This is a genomic window from Devosia sp. Soil_C_22, assembly GCF_057657195.1.
In genome coordinates this window covers 726,769-745,450 of the sequence record NZ_JBDGIY010000001.1, presented here as the reverse complement: position 1 = coordinate 745,450, position 18,682 = coordinate 726,769, and the positions used below count along the sequence as shown (strand labels likewise).

Genomic DNA, 18,682 nt, shown 5'->3' with positions numbered 1-18,682 from the left:
GAGGGAAACTCCTAGTGAGCGGAAGCGGCGACGGGCTCGGGAGCGCCGGCCGGAAGGGGTTCGAGGATGCCGGCGCGCTCCATGTTCTGGCGCGAGATGGCAATGGCCGCCCGGGTCTCGGCGACCTCGGCCATCGGGGCATCGAGGAAATAATTGGGCGGGTAGAACTTGGCCGCGTCGTAGAACGGCACGTACATCTCGTAGCGAGCCCGTAGCAGCGTGTTGTCGAGCCCGGTATCGGTCCGGCGGTCACGGCGCAGCTGCTCGATGTCGATCATCGCCGAAACGCCGATGCTCTCATCGGCATTCTCCTGGAACGCCAGCGTGTTGCCATGGTGATCGAGAATGTGCGAGCGCCCGCCCAGGATCGTGTTGTCAGGCGAGAAGCCGATATACTGCGCGACGTTGCCCGAGATCAGGTAGGTCATGTTCTCGGTGGCGCGGCATAGCTTGGCCGCTTCCTGGCGCTCGGAGAATTTCGAGTTGGTCGGGTGCAGGATCACCTCGGCGCCCTGCATCATCATCACCCGGGCCACTTCCGGAATGGTGATCTCGCCGCACGGAATGACGCACAGCCGGCCCAGCTCGGTATCGACGACCGGGAACACCTTGTCCTTCGGCGTCACGGCCAGATAGGCGCTCATGAAGTCATGCACCGACGGGAAGGCCGCGGTGTTGAGCCGGCGATAGTTGAGGATCACCTCACCCGTCCGGTCGATGATGAAGGACGAGTTGAAATAGCGGCCAGGCCATTCGGTCGGCGCCTCGAACATGTTGCCGCAGATGAAAATCCCGCGCTTCCGTGCCAGCTCCTGCAGCAGCGCAGTGAGCGGACCGGGAATAGGCGAGCAGGCCCGTGCGATCCAGTCGTGCACGCCCATATGCAGCGGTGGCCCCTGCATGGCGAATTCGGGGAAGACGACAAGATCGGGCTTATCCCCGCTATCGCAAGCCTGCTCTATCATGCTGACAAGGCGGTCGGTGTTGCGCTGTATCACCGCTTTTGCGGCGGCATCATCGGGCGCCTGGGAGGCCCTCTCGCTCCGCATCTGGATACTGGTTGCCCGCCAGGGTCTTATCGCCATCGCTCGCTGCTCCATCGATTGCACGCCAGTGGTATACCACTTACATTATCGAAGTACGAACGGATTGCAAGCGCTCTCGCAACGCCTATTTGCCGAACTGTTGGGCAAAGACGGTCCCTGCCCGCTTTCAAGGCGCTTGGCAGAGCTAAATATCGGGGATACCAGTGATATCCCGAATGTGTTCCTCGACTCGCTCACCTATATGAGGGGCAAGTTTTGAGTGGAGAGCCTCATGGGCGAAGTCATCGATCCGGCCGATACAGACAGTGATCTGGGTTTTCTCGGCGGCGATAGCGGCCAGAAGCCGAATCTGACCGAACAGGTCTACGAACAGCTTATCGGGTTGCTGATCGCCGGCGAGCTCAGGCCCGGCGACGTGATCACCGAGCGGCGCATGGCCGAGCGGTTGAACGCCTCGCGCACCCCGATCCGCGAGGCGCTCGGGCGGCTCGAGGCCGAGGGGCTCGTCTACAAGCAGCCGAGTCGCGGCGTCACGGTCAGCCCGTTCTCGACCGAGGCTTTCGTCGACATCCTCAACGTGCGCCAGCTGCTCGAAGCCGAGGCGGCCTATCTCGCTGCCGGCAAGATTTCGGCCGAGCGCATCGCGACGATCCGCGAGGCCCTGATCGACCTCGACAAGCGACCCAAGGCGACGCTCTCCGACATCTGGGCCGTCGACGACATGCTGCACGGCGAAATCGCCGATGCCGCCGGCAACGTCTTGATGGCTGCGCTGATCCGAGACCTGCGCCGCCGCACCCACGTGTTCAACGCGTACCGCAATCCACTGACGCCGCGGTTCAGCGCAGAGGAGAACCTGAAGCTGCTCGAGGCCGTGGCCGGTACCGACCGCGAAGGCGCCAAGGCGGCAATGACGAGCCACATCGAGATGGTGAAGCTGGCCATCATCGAGCGGCTGTCGGGAGTGCTGCGCTAGCCGCGCCGCACATACCTTCCCGATCCTGCCGGCGCGATGACGGACGAACCGTCCCAAGCCAACCGCCCGCGTACCCAGGTGGCGACGGGCGTGACGGCGAAGGTCTCGCCGTCGTATGCGCTCCAGCTCGGGCCATCCGGGTTGGCCGTCGAGTCGTACACGGCGTCGCCCGGTTGCAGAACGGCGATATCGGCATCCATGCCCGGGGCGAGTTGACCCTTGCGACCGAGCCCGAAGAATTTTGCCGGGCGGTTGGCCAGCCACTCGGCGCTCATTGCCGCCGCCTTGTCAGCGCCATACCGCGCTGCCGCATCGGTGAAGAAGGCTGGCAGCATGGCCTCGAGCCCCGGCATGCCGGCGGCATCGTCGAAGATGGTCGGGCCGGACTTGCGTTCGATTGGCCAAGCGCTGTGGTCAGACGAGACGAAGGTGCACTCACCACGCTCGAGCACCTGCCATAGCGCCTCGCGCCGGCCCGCGCGGATCGGCGGGTTGACCTTGAGCTTGCCGCCCAGCCGCGGCATGGCCTCTTCGGCATCGAAATGCAGGTAGTGCACGCACATCTCGGCTGTCGCGGGCTGGCCCGACTCGCGGAAACGCCGCGTCATGTCGAAGCCGTCGGGCGTCGAGATATGGACGATGTGGAGCGGGGTCGAGGACCCTGCCCCAAGCGCGAGGAAGGTCGCGGTGGCAGCGAGCTCGGCCACTTCCGGGCGGCTCGGGCTGTGATCCTCAGGCTTCGTGCGGCCGGCCGCCTTGAACTCGGCGGCTAGCCGGCGGACAATCTCCTGGTCCTCGTTGTGGATGCCCAGCGGCAGGCCAGTGCCTTCCAGCATCTCGATCAATGCCCGCGTCGCGCCGCTGCCGATGCGCGGGAAGCGGTGCGGGTGCGCCTCGAAGGATGAGATCTTGAAGGCGCAGACACCGCCAGCGACCAGCGCCCGCACATCGGCGGCGACGGGCTCGGCCGGCACGGTGCCATAGAGCGCCACATCGCACACCGCGTGCTGCCCCACGGCGGCAACCTTCTGCGCCAGCAGCTCGCCGTTCCAGATCGGATCAGGCTCGTCATAGGGCATGTCGACAATGGTGGTGACGCCGCCGATCACCGCCGCCTTGGTGGTGGGACCGAGACCGGGGAAGCCGATCTGGCTGCCGGCGTGCGTCTGCCCGTCCACCGCGCCCGGCAGCAGATAGGCCGAGCCATAGTCCACCACGTCCTGCGCGTCGGGTCGCTGCCCCGATCCGACTCCGGCGATGCAGCCGTCCGTGATCGCGATCCAGCCGTCCTCGAGGATGCCGGCAGGGCTCACCACCCGGCCCGTGATCAGGCGTTCATACATGGACGGTCCCTCGTGCTAACGTTTGGCGTGCAATTGGCATTCACTTGGTGTACCAATCACTCGCGAGTTTGAAAAGCCCGCCTAACGCCGCCCAATATCCTCAGGACCAACGATGATCTACGACCTGACAATCCTGTCGCTGCTGCCCAATACGCTGGGCGCCGTGCTGCCGATCCTGCCCAAGACGTACGAGAATTTCTCCTCGACCGGTAAGGTGCTCGGCGCCTTCTCGTGCGAGTTCGGGGTACTGAACCGCTTCGCCTTCATCACCGCCCACGAGAATGTCGAGTCGCTGACCGCCGAGCGCGCCCGGCTGATGCAGACCGAGGACGCTTATGGCATCGCCCCCTATCTCGGCGGTGTGCAGAGCACCGCGTTCAAGCCGCTCTTCTTCATGGGCGACATCGAGACCGGCTCCTTCGGCCCGTTCTACGAGTTCCGCACCTATACGCTCGCGCCAAACGGGCTGCCGGAAACCGCGGAGGCCTGGAGCAAGGTGGTGCCGCGCCGTAACGAGATCTCAAAGGTGCTGACCGTCATGGCCTCGATCGAGGAGGGCCCGACGCGGATGGTGCACATCTATCCCTACGCCAACATCGCCGACCGTCAGGCCGCCCGCGCCCAGGCGAGCAAGGAAGGCATCTGGCCGCCTCCGGGCGGCTCGGGCAAGCTTACGGCGCTGCAGAACGAACTGTTCGTTGCGACGGCCTATTCGGACCTGAAGTAAGCTGCTGATGTCAGTACACAGGCCCGCGCTCAACCGGCGCGGGCCTTTGCTTTGAGCCGCTCCATCGCCATCAGCACCCGTTCCGGCGTCGCCGGCGTATCGAGGCGCGGGGCGAAGCGGTAATCGGCGACACTCGCGACTGCCATGCCGATGGCGGCGAAGACGGAGTTGGCCAGCATGATCGGCGGCTCGCCGACGGCCTTGGAGCGATTGACGGTGGGCGCCCCATTCACCGACCACTCCGCGATATCGACATTGAAGATGCGCGGCCGATCGGAGGCGACCGGGATCTTGTAGGTCGAGGGCGCGTGCGTCCTGAGCCGCCCGGCCTTGTCCCACCACAGTTCCTCGGTGGTCAGCCAGCCCATGCCCTGGATGAAGCCACCTTCGATCTGGCCGAGGTCAATCTCACGGTTCACCGAACGGCCGACGTCCTGGAGGATATCGGTGCGCAGCACGGCATATTCGCCAGTGAGCGTGTCGACGGCCACTTCGGAGCAGGATGCCCCGAAGGTGAAATAGCCATAGGGATGCCCCTTGCCGGCGGCGCGATCCCAGTGGATGTGCGGCACCTTGTAGAATCCGGTCGACGACAGTGGCACGCGCGCGGCGTAGGCAGCTTCCGTGAAGTGATGCCAGGTCACGACCTCACGGCCGATCCGTACCGTCTCGTTCTCGAAGCTGACCTCGTGCTCGAACACCCGCCATTCCTCGCAGGCGAAGGCAATGAGGTCGCGCCTGATGCGGCGGGCCGCATCGACGGCGGCGGCGCCGTTGAGATCGGTGCCGGTCGAGCCGGAGGTCGGCGAGGCGTTCGGCACCTTGTCGGTCGCCGCCGCGGTGGCGCGGACGCGGGCAAGCGGCAGGCCGAACTCGGCGGCCACGAGCTGGGCCACCTTGGTGTTGAGCCCCTGCCCCATCTCGGTGCCGCCATGGTTCAGGTGGATCGAACCGTCGCGGTAGATCACCAGCAGCGCCGCGCCCTGGTTCATCGATTTCTTGGAGTAGCCGATGCCGTATTTCACCGGGCTGAGCGCGATGCCGCGCTTGATGAACTCGGACGATTTATTGGCCGCGATGATCTCGGCGCGCCGCCGCTGGTAGTCGCTGCTCTGCTCCAGCTCGTCGGTGATGCGCGCCATGATGTTGTCGCGCACCGGCTGGCCGAAATGCGTCGTGTTGCGCTCGGCCCCATCGTAGAAATTCAGCCTCGCAACCTCGAGCGGATCCTTACCCAGCGCATAGGCGATCTCCTCGATCAGCCGTTCGGCCGCGATGATCGCCTGTGGTCCGCCATAGCCACGGAAGGCGGTGTTGGAGACCGTGTGCGTGCGGTAGAGTTTCGAGTGCGCATGCACGGCCGGATAGTAATAGGCGTTGTCGACGTGCATCACGGCACGGTCGGCGACGCCGCGCGACAGGTCGAGCGAGTGTCCGCAGCGCGCCTTCAGCGCCATGCGCACCCCGCCGATGCGGCCTTCGTCATCGAACCCGACGCTATAGTCGATATCGAACTCGTGGCGCTTGCCGGTAATGACCATGTCGTCGTCGCGATCCGGCCGGCACTTCACCGCACGCCGGAACTTTCGTGCCGCCAGCGCCGCCACCGCACCGAACAACGTGCCTTGCGTCTCCTTGCCACCGAAGGCGCCGCCCATCCGCCGGACGTGCACCCGCACGCCATTGGCTTCGAGTCCGAGGATGCGCGCCACGACTTCCTGCACGTCGCCGGGGTGTTGGGTCGCGGTGTAGAGCAGCACCTCGCCGTCTTCGCCCGGCATGGCGAGCGACACCTGGCCTTCGAGATAGAAATGCTCCTGCCCGCCGATGCTGATGGCGCCGCCGATGACATGCAGGGCTTCGGCCAGTGCCTTGTCGATGTCGCCGCGGGCAATGGTCATGCCCGGCCCCACGGTGGCGCCACCGCCGGCAATGGCGTCATCGACGGAGATGTGCGGGGACGCGACGTCATACTCGATCACCGCCAGTTTCGCTGCCCGGCGCGCGGCATCGCGAGTGGTGGCGACCACCGCGAAGAGCGGCTGGCTGTGGTAGTTCGCGCGCGTGGCGCAGAACAGAGTATCGTCATCGGTGCCGGCCGGGCTGATGTCATTGATCCCGGGAATATCGTCGGCCGTCAGCACGCCGACCACGCCCGGCGCATTTCGCACGGCTTCGAGATTCAGCGACACGATCCCCGCATTGGCGTGCGCGGCAAGCCCCACATAGGCGTGCAGCGTGTTCAGCGGCTCGATGATGTCATCGATATACTCGGCCAAGCCCGCCACGTGCTTGTGGGCGGACTCGTGCGGAACAACGGGCGTAGCGACCAATTCCAACGCGGCATCGCTCGAGCGACGGACATCATCCATGGACCAGCTCCCGCACCCGGGTTTCGCCCTGACCTTCTGTCTCGCTCCAGAAGCGCAACAGCAGGTTTCGCGCCACCAGCAATCGGTACTCAGCGCTCGCGCGCCAGTCGGTGAGGGGCGAAAAGTCAGTGGCATAGGCGGCCATCGCTGCCTCTACCGTCTCGCGTGTCCACAATTGCCCGATCAGTGCCGCCTCGACGGCGCGTGCCCGCTTCGGGGTCGCCGCCATGCCGCCATAGGCGATCACCGCCTCGGTGACGCGGCCGCCATCAATCCGCAGCCGGAACGCGCCGAGCACCGACGAGATATCCTCATCGAAGCGCTTGCTCACCTTATAGACCGCGACCCGGTCCTCGGCCCGCGGCAGCGGCACGGCGACACTCTCGACGAATTCGCCCGGCCGCCGGTCCTGCTTGCCGTAGTCGATGAAGAAATCCTCGAGCAGCAGCGTGCGCCGTACGTTGCCGCGCCGCAGTGTCACCGTCGCGCCAAGCACGATCAGCGGCGGCGGCGTGTCGCCGATGGGCGAGCCGTTGGCGATGTTGCCACCGATCGTTCCGGCGTTGCGCACCTGTTTACCGCCGATGCGCCTCCATAGCTCGCTGAACTGCGGGACATGCTCGGCGATCGCTTGCTCGGCCGAACTGTAGGAGGTTCGCGCCCCAACGATCAGCCGGCCATCCTCGACAACCACTTCATCGAGATCGTCGACATGGGTGAGAAACACCATGGTCTGCGGCTGGCGGAGGTGCTTAGTGATCCACAGCCCGACATCGGTGGCGCCGGCAACGACGATGGCCGCGGGCTCCTCGAGCAGGACTGTGGCGAGATCGTCGGCATTGGCCGGCAAGATCGCCCGATAGCCATCGGCCACCATCGCAACGCGCTGGCCATCCCGCAACGCGAGCAACTTCGCCGTCATTTCGGCCCGGCTGCGATTGAGCCGGTCCTCGATCGGATCGCCGTAGTCGCTTGCCGCCTGGGCGGCGCGCACGATCGCCTCGTAGCCGGTACAGCGGCAGAGATTGCCCTGCAGCGTGCGCTCGACCTGCTGCGTCGTCGGCTGTGGATTATCGAGCCAGTCGCCATAGAGCGACATAACGATCCCCGGCGTGCAGAAGCCGCACTGGCTGCCCTGGCAATCGACCATGGCGCGCTGCACCGGGTTCAACTCACCCTCGCGCGCCAGGTCCTCGATGGTGACGAGATGGGCGCCGTCCAGCGTCGCGAGAAAGCGGATGCAAGAGTTGATGCTCTCGTAGACCAGTTCGCCTGCCCGATCGAGCCGCCCGACCAGCACGGTGCAGGCGCCGCAGTCGCCTTCGGCGCAGCCTTCCTTGGTGCCGCGCAACTGCCGCTCCAGCCGCAGCCAGTCGAGGACGGTGCGATGCGGCGGCACATCCTCCAATTCGATGAGCGCGTCGTTCAGGTAGAAGCGGATACGGGATCTGGACAGCATCGGTACCTCGGTCAGATCAATGGTATGCGATTGGTCGACCACTTTCAAGAAAGCATGCTCGTGTCTGTGCACGAAGGGTTCTCGTGCGACACTCCGTGCAACGAAGCCGCTTGCGCCCCGCTCGAAACATGAGTATCGGACTCATGTTTTAAGGTTGGTGAGCGTGCATAGTCGCAATCCGTCGGACGAATGCTCCGACAGCACAGAGATCCAGACTGGCGACCCGGTGGAGGGGCGGCCCGGCAGCTTCGACAGCCGTCAGCTGTTCGGGGACCGGACCGAGATCGATATTCGCCACGCCGGCGAAACCTACCGGTTGCGCATCACCCGCCAGGGCAAGCTCATCCTCAACAAGTAACGGCAGATCATGCGTTCGCTCCTCAATCCGATGCTCCTGGTGGTCCTGGCGACCGGCCCCGGACTGGCCCAGGCCCCAGCCGCGCTCGATATCGAGCTCAATGCGCTGGCGCCGTCCGAGACCGGCTGCCGTGTCACCTTCCTCGCCACCAACCGGCTCGGCACCGAGCTGACCCGCTCGTCCTTCGAGATCGCGCTGTTCGGCGCCGACGGCGGCATCGACCGGCTGGTGTCGCTCGAGTTCAAGGCCATGCCCGAAGGCAAGGCGCGCGTGCTGCAGTTCGATATCGGCCAGCTCGCTTGCGAGAACATCTCGCGGGTGCTGATCAACGATGTCGTCACCTGCGAGGGCGAAGGGCTGGAGCCGAAAATCTGCCTCACGGCCCTGAAGCCGACGAGCCGCCTCGAAGTGAGCTTCGGCGTCTGATGGAAACCGTGGTCGAAACCGTCGCGCCGGCCGCACATGGGCTGTCGATGTTCGCCCTGTTCATGCAGGCCGACTGGGTCGTGAAATCCGTGATGATCGGGCTGCTGCTCGCCTCGGTAGCCTGCTGGGCGGTGATCTTTTCCAAGCTCGCCGCCTATGGCCGAGCCCGCCGCGAGATGCAGGCCTTCGACCGCATCTTCGCCTCGGGCGAACCGCTCGGCGCCATCTACCAGCGCATCAAGGACGAGCCGCGCCATGGGCTCGGCGCTCTGTTCGCCGCCGCGATGGAAGAGTGGAACGGCTCACACGCCGACAATGCCGCCAACCCGGCCGGCCTCCAGGCGCGCCTGCGCATCGTGCTCGATACGACCATCGCCGAACAGACCGAGCGACTCGACCGCAACCTGTCGCTGCTCGCCACCACTGGCAGCGCCGCTCCCTTCATCGGCCTGTTCGGCACGGTGTGGGGCATCATGAACTCCTTCACCGCGATCGCCGCGGCGGAATCGACCAGCCTGTCGGTCGTCGCCCCGGGCATTGCCGAGGCGCTGTTCGCCACGGCGCTCGGCCTCCTCGCTGCCATCCCGGCGGTGATCGCCTACAACAAGCTCTCCGGTGATGCCGGGCGCCTGATCGGCCGGCTCGAGGCCTTTGCCGACCGCGTCTCGGTGCTGCTCAGCCGCCAGCTCGACGCCAAGAGTGCCGCCTGATGGCTATGTCCCTGCAAGGCGCGAACAAGCGAAGCCGCGGCCGTCGCGGTCAGCCGATCGGCGATATCAACGTCACCCCGCTGGTCGACGTCATGCTGGTGCTGCTGATCGTGTTCATGGTCACCGCACCGCTGCTGACCTCGGGTGTGCCGATCGACCTGCCGCAGACCGCGGCGCCGGAACTCAAGGTGGAGAGCAAGCCGCTGACCGTCTCGGTCAACACGGCTGGCGAGATCTATCTCGGCGAAAACCAGATCGGCACCGACACGCTGCTCGCCTCCATCGCGGCCGCAGCGGGCGAGGCCGGGACCGAGCAACGGATCTATATCCGTGGCGATGCTGGGGCCGACTATGGCCTCATCATGCAGGTGATGGGCGAGTTGTCCAACGCCGGCTACGCCAAGATCGGGCTGATCACCCGCCAGCCGCAGGCGCAGTGACATGCGCTGGGCCATCCCCGCATCGCTGGGCGTACATGTCGGGCTGATCGCCGCGGCCTGGATCGCCATGCAGTGGCGGCCCGAGGAGTTGAGCGTCGCGGAAGCGGCCGTCTCCGTCGACATCGTCGCCATGGAAGATGCGGTCACCGGGCCGAGCCAGACGATCGGCGAGGCGACGGCGAACCTTGTCTCGGCCGGCGCGACCTCGATGGTCGAGGCGGACACGGCCGAGGCAGTCGAGGAGATCGAGGCGGCCGAGCAGCGGCCGGTCCAGGCGAACGCCGCGATCGGGCCCGTCACGGAAGCCCTGACGCCGACAGAAACCGACGAGCTCGTCTCGGCCGAGGTGATGACGGCGCTCGCAGAAGTCGAAGCGCCCGTGGCGGCCCCGATCCCGCAGGTTACAGACGACGCTGCGCCCACCGTCGCCGAGACGGTGGCGCCGAGCGATGCCCAAATCCTCGAGCACTTCGACAATGTGGCCAGGCTCAGCGAGCTCGAGCCCACACAGGAAGTGCAGCAGATCACCACCGCCTCGATCACCCCGGTGACGCCGGCAGAGCCGGTCAAGGTCGCGAACCTCACGCCGATCCTCGAAGAAGTGGTCGAGGAAACCAATACACCGCCCGTCCCCCTGCCGCGCCCGGTCCGCAAGCCTGTCGAGGTCGAGGCGGAGAAGCAGCCAGCCGACAAGCCCAGGAAAAAGGCTGCCGAAAAGCCGGTCGAGACGCCCAAGCCCAAGCAGGTCGCGAGCGTCGGCAGTGGCGGCTCCGACGAGGCCGATTCCGCCGCCGCCAAGGCGGCCGGCGGCAGCAAGGGCAAGACGGTCAGCGTCGGGCAAGGTACAATCGATGCCTACCAGGGCAAGGTGCGCGCCAGGCTGCTCAAGGCGGTGCGCACACCCCGCGGGAGCGATGGCGGCGAGGCGCGCGTTATGTTCACGCTGGATGCCAACGGGCGAGTGCTGAGCGCCAGGCTGTCGAAAAGCTCCGGCGACGACAAGCTCGACCAGGCCGCGTTCGCTGCCGTGGAGCGCGGCGCGCCCTACCCCGCTATTCCCGAAGGCGCAGGCAAATCGACCTGGTCCTTCACCATCCCAATCGCCGTCAACTAGAACCCGGAGCCCGTTCATGGAGAACGAAAAGCCCAAGGATGTCATCCTTGAAACCACCGCGGACGCCGTTCGCCTCGCCAAGACCCTGATGCGCGTGGCGCGCCATGGCGCGGTCGCGACGCTCGATCCCGAGACCGGCTGGCCGACCGCCACTCGTGTCGGCGTCTCGACCGATTTCGACGGCGCACCCGTCATCCTGATCTCGCGGCTGGCAGCTCACACCAAGGCGCTGCTCAAGGATCCGCGCTGCGCCCTGCTCGTCGGCACGCCCGGCAAGGGCGATGCGCTCGCCCACGCGCGCGTCAGCTACACCTGCGAGGCGCACGAGATCGAGCGCGGCACCGACGACGACAAGCGCATTGGCCAGCGCTACCTGTCGCACTCACCCAAGGCGGAGCTCTACGCCGGCCTCGGCGACTTCCGCTACTTCCGTCTCGAGCCGAGGAGTGCCTCGCTCAATGCCGGCTTCGGCCGAGCCTATGCGCTCACCGCCGAGGATGTGATCAACCACAACCCGGCCAATGCCGAGCTCGCCATGACCGAGCCCAGCGCCATCGAGCACATGAACGACGACCATGCTGAGGCGGTCGGGCTCTATGCCGAGCATTTCGCCAACGCCGAAGCCGGCCGCTGGCGCCTTGTCGGCATCGATGCCGAGGGGATCGATCTCGCAGACGGCGACGATGTGCGCCGCGTCTGGTTCGACACCGAGCTCACGTCGTCCAATGACATGCACATGATGCTGGTGCGCATGGCCGGCGAAGCCCGTCGCGCCCTCAACCGCCCGCTCAAGGATGCGAGGGTCGCTTCGTGAAGCGTCTAGCATTCGCAGCGCTCGCGCTCCTCGCCAGCCCTGCCCTGGCGCAGGACACGGCGGCGCTGCCGGGCGGCGCCTCGGCGCTGAGTGAAAAGCACGGCAGTTGGTCGGTCAACTGCTCGGTCCGCGAGGCCACCAAGGATTGCGGCTTCTCGCAGACCGCCGGCAACCCGCAGACTGGCAGTGCGCTGGTGGCCATGGAACTCGCCGCTCCCGCCGCCAACCGCGCCGAAGGCATGCTGCTCACCGCCTTCGGACTCAGGCTCGATGCGGGCGTGCGCCTGGCGATCGATGGCCAGCAGCTGGGGGAGGCCCAGGCCTTCCTCACCTGCGTGGCGAGCGGATGCCTTGTGCCGGTCAGCTTCGACGAAGTGGCGCTCAGCGCGCTCAAGGTCGGCCAGAAGCTCGACGTCACCGGCGTGAAGGTCGATGACGGCCAGCCGGTCACCGTCGCGCTATCGCTTGCCGGCTTCACCGCCGCTTATGACCGCACGGTCGAACTGGCCAGGTGACCGCTGAGCCGAGATTGTGACAACAGGGTAACACCTGCCGCAACGCGCAGCAGCAACAGCGATATAAAGTTGACTCATGTATCAACTTTAATAGACGATAGCCATCCCGCGCCGCATGCGCGGCACCTAGCAAGCCACGCGGCCTCGTGCCGACAGCCAGCCAACACCATCCGAATTCTACCTGGGGGCAGGCATGTCGCATCCGCCGCGTGGCGCGGGCGTTTCCGCGCGTCATAACCATTCATCCATCCACCTGCTGGGCGTCAGCGCCATCGCGCTGGCCTGCGCCTTGCCACAGCCAGCCGCCGCACAGGCGCTGACGGAGGCACAGACCACCATCCTCGAGCGCATCGTGCTGACCGCGACGCGTGCCACAAAGGACGTGCTCGACGTGCCGCAGAACATCACGGTGATCGATGGCGAAACCATCGAGAAGCACCAGGTCCGCGACATTCAGGATCTCGTCCGCTACGAGCCGGGCGTCGCCGTGACCCGCCAGACGGCGATGACCAATCCGTTCGGACAGCTCACCGGCTTCACCATTCGCGGCGTCGGCGGCAACCGCGTGCAGATGCTGGTGGATGGTTCGCGCGTCGCCGAGCAGATCATCGACGGCAGTCGCGACTATATCGATCCATGGAACCTCGAGGCGGTCGAACTCGTGCGCGGCCCCAACTCGGTGCTCTGGGGCGCCGATGCGCTCGGCGGTACCGTTGCCTTCCGTACGCGCGATCCCTCGGACCTGCTCGACAATACCGACAAGCCCTGGGCGCTCGAACTGCGGACCGGCTGGGACAGCTACGACAACAGCTTCCGCAAGCAGATCACGGCGGCCTACGACTTCGGCAACGTCCAGGTCCTGGGCAGCATCGGCCATCTGAGCGCCGAGGAACCGAAGCTCAGCAATGCCGATCCCGAGGGCGGCGATTGGGATTGCCCGCGACCAAGCTTCATCCGCTGCGACGTGCTCTTCCCCACCGAGACTAACGCCTGGAACGGCCTGGCCAAGGTGGTGTGGACGCCGAACGACGATCACGAGGTCAAGCTGACGGCCGAGTTCTTCAGCCGCAACACCGAGGTCGACCAGACCTGGGATGCCTTCGCCGAGGACCCGCTCTACGCCTCCAACCCGCTCTACTACGGCTTCTTCTACGAGAGCGAAGACTATGTCCGCAATCTCGACATGTCCCGCACCCGGCTGGCGCTGGAGCATAAATGGGAGGTCGACGCGCCATGGCTCGACAGCGTCGAGTGGAAGGTCGCCTACTCCCCGCAGAAGCGGGAGATGTTCACCGAGCAGTTGCGCAACTACTCCCTGCTGACGCCCGCGCAGCTGCGCAAGATCACGCAGGTGCGCGACTATGGCGAGACCTTCCTCGAGGGCGACCTGCAGATGGTCTCCTCCTTCGAGCTGGGCGAAACCTCGCACACCCTTACTTACGGTTTTGATGGCGACATCGCCCATACCGATTACGAGGGCACCAACACCACCGAGAACCTGACCCTTGGTACCGATCCGGTGACGACCCCGTTCGCCGGCTTCAATTTCCCCAGGGTCGAGACCATCCGCGCCGACTTCTACGTGCAGGACGAGATCGCCCTGCTCGACGACCGCCTGACCATCACCCCGGGCCTGCGCCTCGCCAACTACAGCATCGATCCGACGGTGGATGACGACTATGTCCCGTTGCCGGGCTTCGAGCCGGAGAAGGTGGAAACCACCAAGCTGATCAAGAAGCTGGGTGCGGTCTACAAGCTCGACGACACCTACTCGATCTATGCGGCCTATGGCGAAGGCTTCAAGATGCCGACCAGCCAGCAGACCTCGATCTCCGTGCAGGACCCGTTCTCGTTCCCGCCTATCGAGATCGTTCCCAATCCGGACCTGCGGCCGGAATCGGTCGCCAGCTACGAGGCCGGCATTCGCGGCGAGTTCGCCAACGGCTACTTCACCGTCGGCGCCTTCTACAGCAAGTACAAGGACTTCATCCGCAGCCTGCAGCCGGTGCCGGGCGAGCCGAACAAGTATACTTCGGACAACGTGTCGAGCGTCGAGCTTTGGGGTATCGAGGCCGGGGCCGAGTGGGAGTTCGTCGAGGACCTGACCGCCTTCGGCAGCCTCGCCTGGTCGGAAGGCGTGCAGCAGATCGACAGCTCGTCGCCCGAAACCGTATTCGATGGTGGCGTACCGCTGACGGTCATCGCCGGCCTGCGCTACGCGCTTCCCGAGAACGGGCTCGAGTTCGAAGTCGTCGGCACCTTGGCCTCGGGAGTGAGCGAGCGCAGCGATCCCAACGCGTTCAAGCCGGACGGCTACGCGCTGCTCGATGCCTATGTGACGTGGAAGCCCGCCGAGAATGTCGAGCTGACCGCCGGCATCCAGAACATCTTCGACACCAGGTATTTCCCCAACACGCTCACCGGATACAACGCGGTCGAGACCGATCCGGACGTTGCCGCACAAAACCCGCTGGAGCTGCAAACCGGCCCCGGCCGTACCTTCAAGCTCGGCGCGAAGGTCACCTTCTAGCATGCCTGCCGAGGAGGGGTCGCCATGCGCGATCCCTCCTTTCTTTCCTGGAGTTCGTCATGTCGCGTGTCCTCGGCCAATTCTGGCGCCTGTTGAAGCTCTGCATCTCCGGGGAAGGCGGCAAGTTCGGCCTTGTGCTCTACGCCATCGTGCTGGCACTCGAGCTCAGCCAGATCCTCGTTTCGTTGCGCATGATCGAGTGGAGCAAGGTGTTCTACGACGCGCTGCAGCAGATGAACGGCCCCGAGGCACTGGCGCAGGTCGGCATCTTCTTCATCATCGTGCTTGCCGGCGTGGTGCTGACCATGGCTTCGACCTATGCGCGCAAGCATCTCGAGATCCGTTGGCGCCAGTCGCTGACCAATGCCGCCATGAGCCGTTGGCTCTCCAACCGTTCCTACCTGAAGCTCGAGCGTGAACGCTCCGGCAGCCCGGACAATCCCGACCAGCGCATCGCCGAAGATTGCCGCTTCTTCCTCGCCGGACCGATGGGAGAGCATGGCGGTGGTGTCGGCATAATCCCGCTGTCGCTCGACCTCATCACCAACGTCGTCGCCATCTTCTCCTATCTCGCGGTGCTGTGGTCGATCGCCACCTTCGCGCTGCCGCTCGGCTTTGCCGGCATCGATGGCGAGATCCCGCGCTACATGGTGTGGGCCGCCTTCATCTATGTCGCGCTCTCCACCGGCCTCACCCATTTCCTCGGCAAGCCGCTCAAGGGCCTCTACGTCGAGCAGCAGCGCCGCGAAGCCGATTTCCGTTTCGGCCTCGTGCGCATCCGCGAAAATGCCGAGCCGATCGCCATGGCCGGTGGCGAGGCAGCCGAGCGTCGCGATCTCGATCGCCGCTTCGGCGGCATCGTCATCAACTGGAAGAAGCTGATCAGCCGCGAGCTGATCTTGATGAGCTTCACCTATCCCTACCGCTCGACGGTGCTGCGCATCCCGACCTTCCTCGCGCTCCCCGCCTTCTTTGCCGGTTCGGTCACCTTCGGTGGGCTGATGCAACTTGCCTCGGCCTTCTCGCAGGTCACCACCACGCTCTCGTGGTTCATCTTCTCCTACCGCCCGCTCGCCGACCTCGTCGCCGCCGCCGGCCGCCTCGACGGCTTCCTCAACGCCACCGATGGCTCCGCCGGCGCCCGCGCGGGCATTGTCGAACGCCCGAGCGGCAATGGCGGCCTGGCGCTGAGCGAACTTGCGCTGTTTACTCCCGACGGTCGACCACTCCTCGGTCTCGACAAGCTCGAAGTTCGCCCCGGCGAAGCCATCTGGCTGTCCGGCCCATCGGGCCTGGGCAAGACGACACTACTCAAGACCCTCGCCGGCACCTGGTCGCATGCCACCGGCCGCATCGAGACGCCCTCCGGCGCCACCGGGTTCCTGCCCCAGGACACCTACCTGCCGGCCGGCAGCGTCATTGAGACCGTTGCCTATCCAAGCGACCCCAATGACATCCCGCTAGCCGAGCGGGAGAACGCACTCCGCGCCGTCGGCCTCGGCCACCTGATCGCGCCGGACGCCAGCGCGGCGGCCAAGGGGCTGTCCGGCGGCGAGCAGCAGCGCCTGGCGCTCGCCCGCCTGCTGTTGTCGAAGCCGCGCTGGGCCTTCCTCGACGAAGCCACCAGTGCCCTCGACACCGCCGCCGAGCGCCAACTGCTCGCCCTGTTGCGCGAGCGCTTGCCCGACACAGCCTTCCTCATCGTTGCGCATCGCGAACCCACCGGCCTCGGTACGCTTCGCAAGGTCGAATTGACGGCCGCCGCAACGCCGGCAGCCACCACACCCGAACCCATTCCCGCCTAAGGTCCACCCATGCTCGATAAACCGACCACCCTGCCCCGCGCCCGCCTTGTCGCCAAACCCGAGGCCGTCCTCGCCGTTCTGCCGCAGATCGGCCGGCTGATGGTCACCGCCAACCATCTCGGCGCGACGCACGAACGCATCGGCTCGGTCGAAACCGTCACCTTCAGCAACGGCTGGGCCGTGATCGGCGGCGCCGAGCACGAAAGCCGGATCGAGCTTGGTGCCATCTCCGAGATCATCGTCGACCGCACCAGCGTGATGAAGGACAAGGCCTATCCGCGCCTCGACCTGCTCCGCGCAGACGGCACTATCATCTGCGGCGTTGTCGGCTTCGACGGCCTCGAGCCCTTCGACGCCGCCGTCGCCCCGCTCGGCACCGGCGAAGCGGTCGACGCCAAACCGGAAAAGCCAGCGAGCGAGCGCATCGATCCGACCGCCACCGACCCGGGCCTCGTCGCCCTCGAAGCGGCACGGGCAGCCGCCACATCGATCGTCATCGGCTTCCGCCGCCCCAGTTTCTGGCAGGCCTTCCGCGGCACGGTGGAAGCGGTCAAGCCCGCCATGGGCTTCATCAATGTCATGCGTGCCGACTTCCACCTGCACCTCAAGTCCGGCGCGGTGGCAGAATGGCGCAGCATCGGCGACGAACGCCGCGCGGTGGACGCCGCGGGCCAGGAGCTGGGGCTCTATCTGCAGACGCCGTAGCGGAGGCCAGCGCAGCTTGCCTGCGTTCGGCTGCGCACAGCGCGAACGGGAGCGCCTCCACCCGCTTGACGCCCGGCGCACACTCCGGCACATACGAGGCGTCGCGGGTGTAGCTCAATGGTAGAGCAGAAGCTTCCCAAGCTTACGACGAGGGTTCGATTCCCTTCACCCGCTCCAGCCCTTCGCCGATCATCTACTGGCACACGCGGCGCCACGCGGCGGCTTGAAGCATGACTTGATCTGTGTGGCCTGGGCAGCCTTTGCAGACTGGCGCAGCTTCTGTATAGCCGCACGCAGCAAGACGTGCCGATCGCATGAAGGAGCCACATCTTGGCCAAGAAGGTTGCGCTGATCACCGGCATCACCGGCCAGGATGGTGCCTATCTCGCCGAATCCCTGCTCAAGAAGGGCTATTCCGTCCACGGCATCCGGCGGCGCACGTCGCTTTTCAACACCGACCGCATCGATCACCTCTACCATGATCCGCACGACCAGGGTGTCGACCTCACGCTGCATCACGGCGACCTGACCGATTCGTCCAGCCTGACGCGGGTGCTCCAGTTGGTCCAGCCGGACGAGGTCTACAACCTCGCGGCGCAGAGTCATGTCGCGGTGTCGTTCGAGGAGCCGGAATACACGGCCAACTCCGACGCCCTCGGTGCGCTCCGCATCCTCGAAGCCATCCGCATCCTCGGCATGGAAAAGAAGGCCCGCTTCTACCAGGCATCGACCTCGGAGCTGTACGGCCTGGTGCAGGAAACACCGCAACGCGAGACGACGCCCTTCTATCCACGCTCGCCTTACGCCGTGGCCAAGCTCTATGCTTACTGGATCACCGTGAACTACCGTGAATCCTACGGAATCTATGCCTGCAACGGCATCCTGTTCAACCACGAGAGCCCGTTGCGCGGCGAAACCTTCGTCACCCGCAAGATCACGCGCGCCCTGGCCCGCATCAAGCTCGGCATGCAGGATCGACTCTACCTGGGCAACCTCGACTCGTTGCGCGACTGGGGCCATGCCCGTGACTATGTCGAAATGCAGTGGCTGATGCTGCAGCAGGACGCTCCCGAAGACTTTGTGATTGCCACGGGCGTGCAGCACTCGGTTCGCGAATTCGTCACCCTTGCAGCAAGGGAGATCGGCATCGAGGTGCGCTGGGAGGGAGCCGGCGTCGATGAAAAGGGCTATGATGCCGACGGCCGCTGCATCATCGAGGTCGATCCGCGCTACTTCCGTCCGGCCGAGGTCGAGACACTGCTGGGCGATGCCAGCAAGGCCAAGGCGAAACTGGGCTGGTCCCCGGTCACCACGTTTGCCGAGCTTGTCAGCGAGATGGCCG

The 18,682-nt window shown here is 65.6% G+C and carries 17 protein-coding genes and 1 tRNA gene; 14 read left to right on the top strand and 4 right to left on the bottom strand.

The genetic code is table 11. From position 1 onward, the window contains the following. Positions 1 to 11: 11 nt before the first annotated feature. A complete protein-coding gene (locus AC3A6I_RS03520) occupies positions 12 to 1,085 on the bottom strand; it encodes a nitrilase-related carbon-nitrogen hydrolase (protein WP_487541800.1) in 1,074 nt (357 codons plus the stop codon). A gap of 232 nt (positions 1,086 to 1,317) precedes the next feature. Between AC3A6I_RS03520 and AC3A6I_RS03515 the strand changes: the two genes are divergently transcribed. Continuing rightward, positions 1,318 to 2,022, top strand: a complete 705-nt coding sequence (locus AC3A6I_RS03515; RefSeq protein WP_487541799.1) for a GntR family transcriptional regulator — start codon at positions 1,318 to 1,320, stop codon at positions 2,020 to 2,022. On the opposite strand, the gene AC3A6I_RS03510 is transcribed toward AC3A6I_RS03515, so the two are convergent. After that, positions 2,019 to 3,365, bottom strand: coding sequence for a dihydroorotase (locus tag AC3A6I_RS03510; protein WP_487541798.1), 1,347 nt, complete (start codon positions 3,363 to 3,365; stop codon positions 2,019 to 2,021). The genes AC3A6I_RS03515 and AC3A6I_RS03510 overlap by 4 nt on opposite strands. A 112-nt stretch (positions 3,366 to 3,477) precedes the next feature. On the opposite strand from AC3A6I_RS03510, the gene AC3A6I_RS03505 reads away from it, so the two are divergent. Further along, complete coding sequence (locus AC3A6I_RS03505) at positions 3,478 to 4,092, top strand: NIPSNAP family protein (protein WP_487541797.1); 615 nt, start codon at positions 3,478 to 3,480, stop codon at positions 4,090 to 4,092. Positions 4,093 to 4,121: 29 nt separating this feature from the next. On the opposite strand, the gene xdhB is transcribed toward AC3A6I_RS03505, so the two are convergent. Both xdhB and xdhA read right to left on the bottom strand, forming a co-directional pair. After that, the gene (gene xdhB / locus AC3A6I_RS03500; RefSeq protein WP_487541796.1) at positions 4,122 to 6,464 is read right to left on the bottom strand and encodes a xanthine dehydrogenase molybdopterin binding subunit; all 2,343 of its coding nucleotides are present in this window, start codon (positions 6,462 to 6,464) and stop codon (positions 4,122 to 4,124) included. Next, positions 6,457 to 7,923, bottom strand: a complete 1,467-nt coding sequence (gene xdhA, locus AC3A6I_RS03495) for a xanthine dehydrogenase small subunit (RefSeq protein ID WP_487541795.1) — start codon at positions 7,921 to 7,923, stop codon at positions 6,457 to 6,459. Before xdhA ends, xdhB begins: the two co-directional genes overlap by 8 nt. Before the next feature lie 226 nt (positions 7,924 to 8,149). Between xdhA and hemP the strand changes: the two genes are divergently transcribed. The 12 genes from hemP to gmd all read left to right on the top strand — a co-directional run. Beyond that, positions 8,150 to 8,281 (top strand): hemin uptake protein HemP, encoded by a 132-nt coding sequence (gene hemP, locus AC3A6I_RS03490; RefSeq protein ID WP_487544976.1) that lies wholly within the window; start codon positions 8,150 to 8,152, stop codon positions 8,279 to 8,281. Positions 8,282 to 8,290: 9 nt separating this feature from the next. Next, the gene (locus AC3A6I_RS03485; RefSeq protein WP_487541794.1) at positions 8,291 to 8,707 is read left to right on the top strand and encodes a hypothetical protein; all 417 of its coding nucleotides are present in this window, start codon (positions 8,291 to 8,293) and stop codon (positions 8,705 to 8,707) included. Then, positions 8,707 to 9,417, top strand: coding sequence for a protein TolQ (tolQ, locus tag AC3A6I_RS03480; RefSeq protein WP_487541793.1), 711 nt, complete (start codon positions 8,707 to 8,709; stop codon positions 9,415 to 9,417). The genes AC3A6I_RS03485 and tolQ overlap by 1 nt, the downstream gene beginning before the upstream one ends. Then, positions 9,417 to 9,857, top strand: a complete 441-nt coding sequence (locus AC3A6I_RS03475) for an ExbD/TolR family protein (RefSeq protein ID WP_487541792.1) — start codon at positions 9,417 to 9,419, stop codon at positions 9,855 to 9,857. The genes tolQ and AC3A6I_RS03475 overlap by 1 nt, the downstream gene beginning before the upstream one ends. A gap of 1 nt (position 9,858) precedes the next feature. Next, a complete protein-coding gene (locus AC3A6I_RS03470; RefSeq protein ID WP_487541791.1) occupies positions 9,859 to 10,971 on the top strand; it encodes an energy transducer TonB in 1,113 nt (370 codons plus the stop codon). A 16-nt stretch (positions 10,972 to 10,987) separates the two neighbouring features. Beyond that, entirely contained in the window at positions 10,988 to 11,785 is a 798-nt protein-coding gene (locus AC3A6I_RS03465; protein WP_487541790.1) for a HugZ family pyridoxamine 5'-phosphate oxidase, read from the top strand. After that, positions 11,782 to 12,300: an invasion associated locus B family protein gene (locus AC3A6I_RS03460; protein WP_487541789.1), complete on the top strand. Its 519-nt coding sequence runs from the start codon at positions 11,782 to 11,784 to the stop codon at positions 12,298 to 12,300. Before AC3A6I_RS03465 ends, AC3A6I_RS03460 begins: the two co-directional genes overlap by 4 nt. A gap of 193 nt (positions 12,301 to 12,493) precedes the next feature. Next, positions 12,494 to 14,830, top strand: coding sequence for a TonB-dependent hemoglobin/transferrin/lactoferrin family receptor (locus AC3A6I_RS03455; RefSeq protein ID WP_487541788.1), 2,337 nt, complete (start codon positions 12,494 to 12,496; stop codon positions 14,828 to 14,830). Positions 14,831 to 14,889: 59 nt separating this feature from the next. Then, the gene (locus AC3A6I_RS03450; RefSeq protein ID WP_487541787.1) at positions 14,890 to 16,635 is read left to right on the top strand and encodes an ABC transporter ATP-binding protein/permease; all 1,746 of its coding nucleotides are present in this window, start codon (positions 14,890 to 14,892) and stop codon (positions 16,633 to 16,635) included. 9 nt (positions 16,636 to 16,644) lie between these two features. Further along, on the top strand, positions 16,645 to 17,340 hold the full coding sequence (locus AC3A6I_RS03445; RefSeq protein ID WP_487541786.1) for a hypothetical protein: 696 nt from the start codon (positions 16,645 to 16,647) through the stop codon (positions 17,338 to 17,340). A 103-nt stretch (positions 17,341 to 17,443) separates the two neighbouring features. After that, a tRNA-Gly gene (locus AC3A6I_RS03440) sits at positions 17,444 to 17,517 on the top strand. A 153-nt stretch (positions 17,518 to 17,670) separates the two neighbouring features. After that, positions 17,671 to 18,682, top strand: a 1,012-nt coding sequence (gene gmd / locus AC3A6I_RS03435) for a GDP-mannose 4,6-dehydratase (protein WP_487541785.1), incomplete at its 3' end; no start/stop codon positions are given.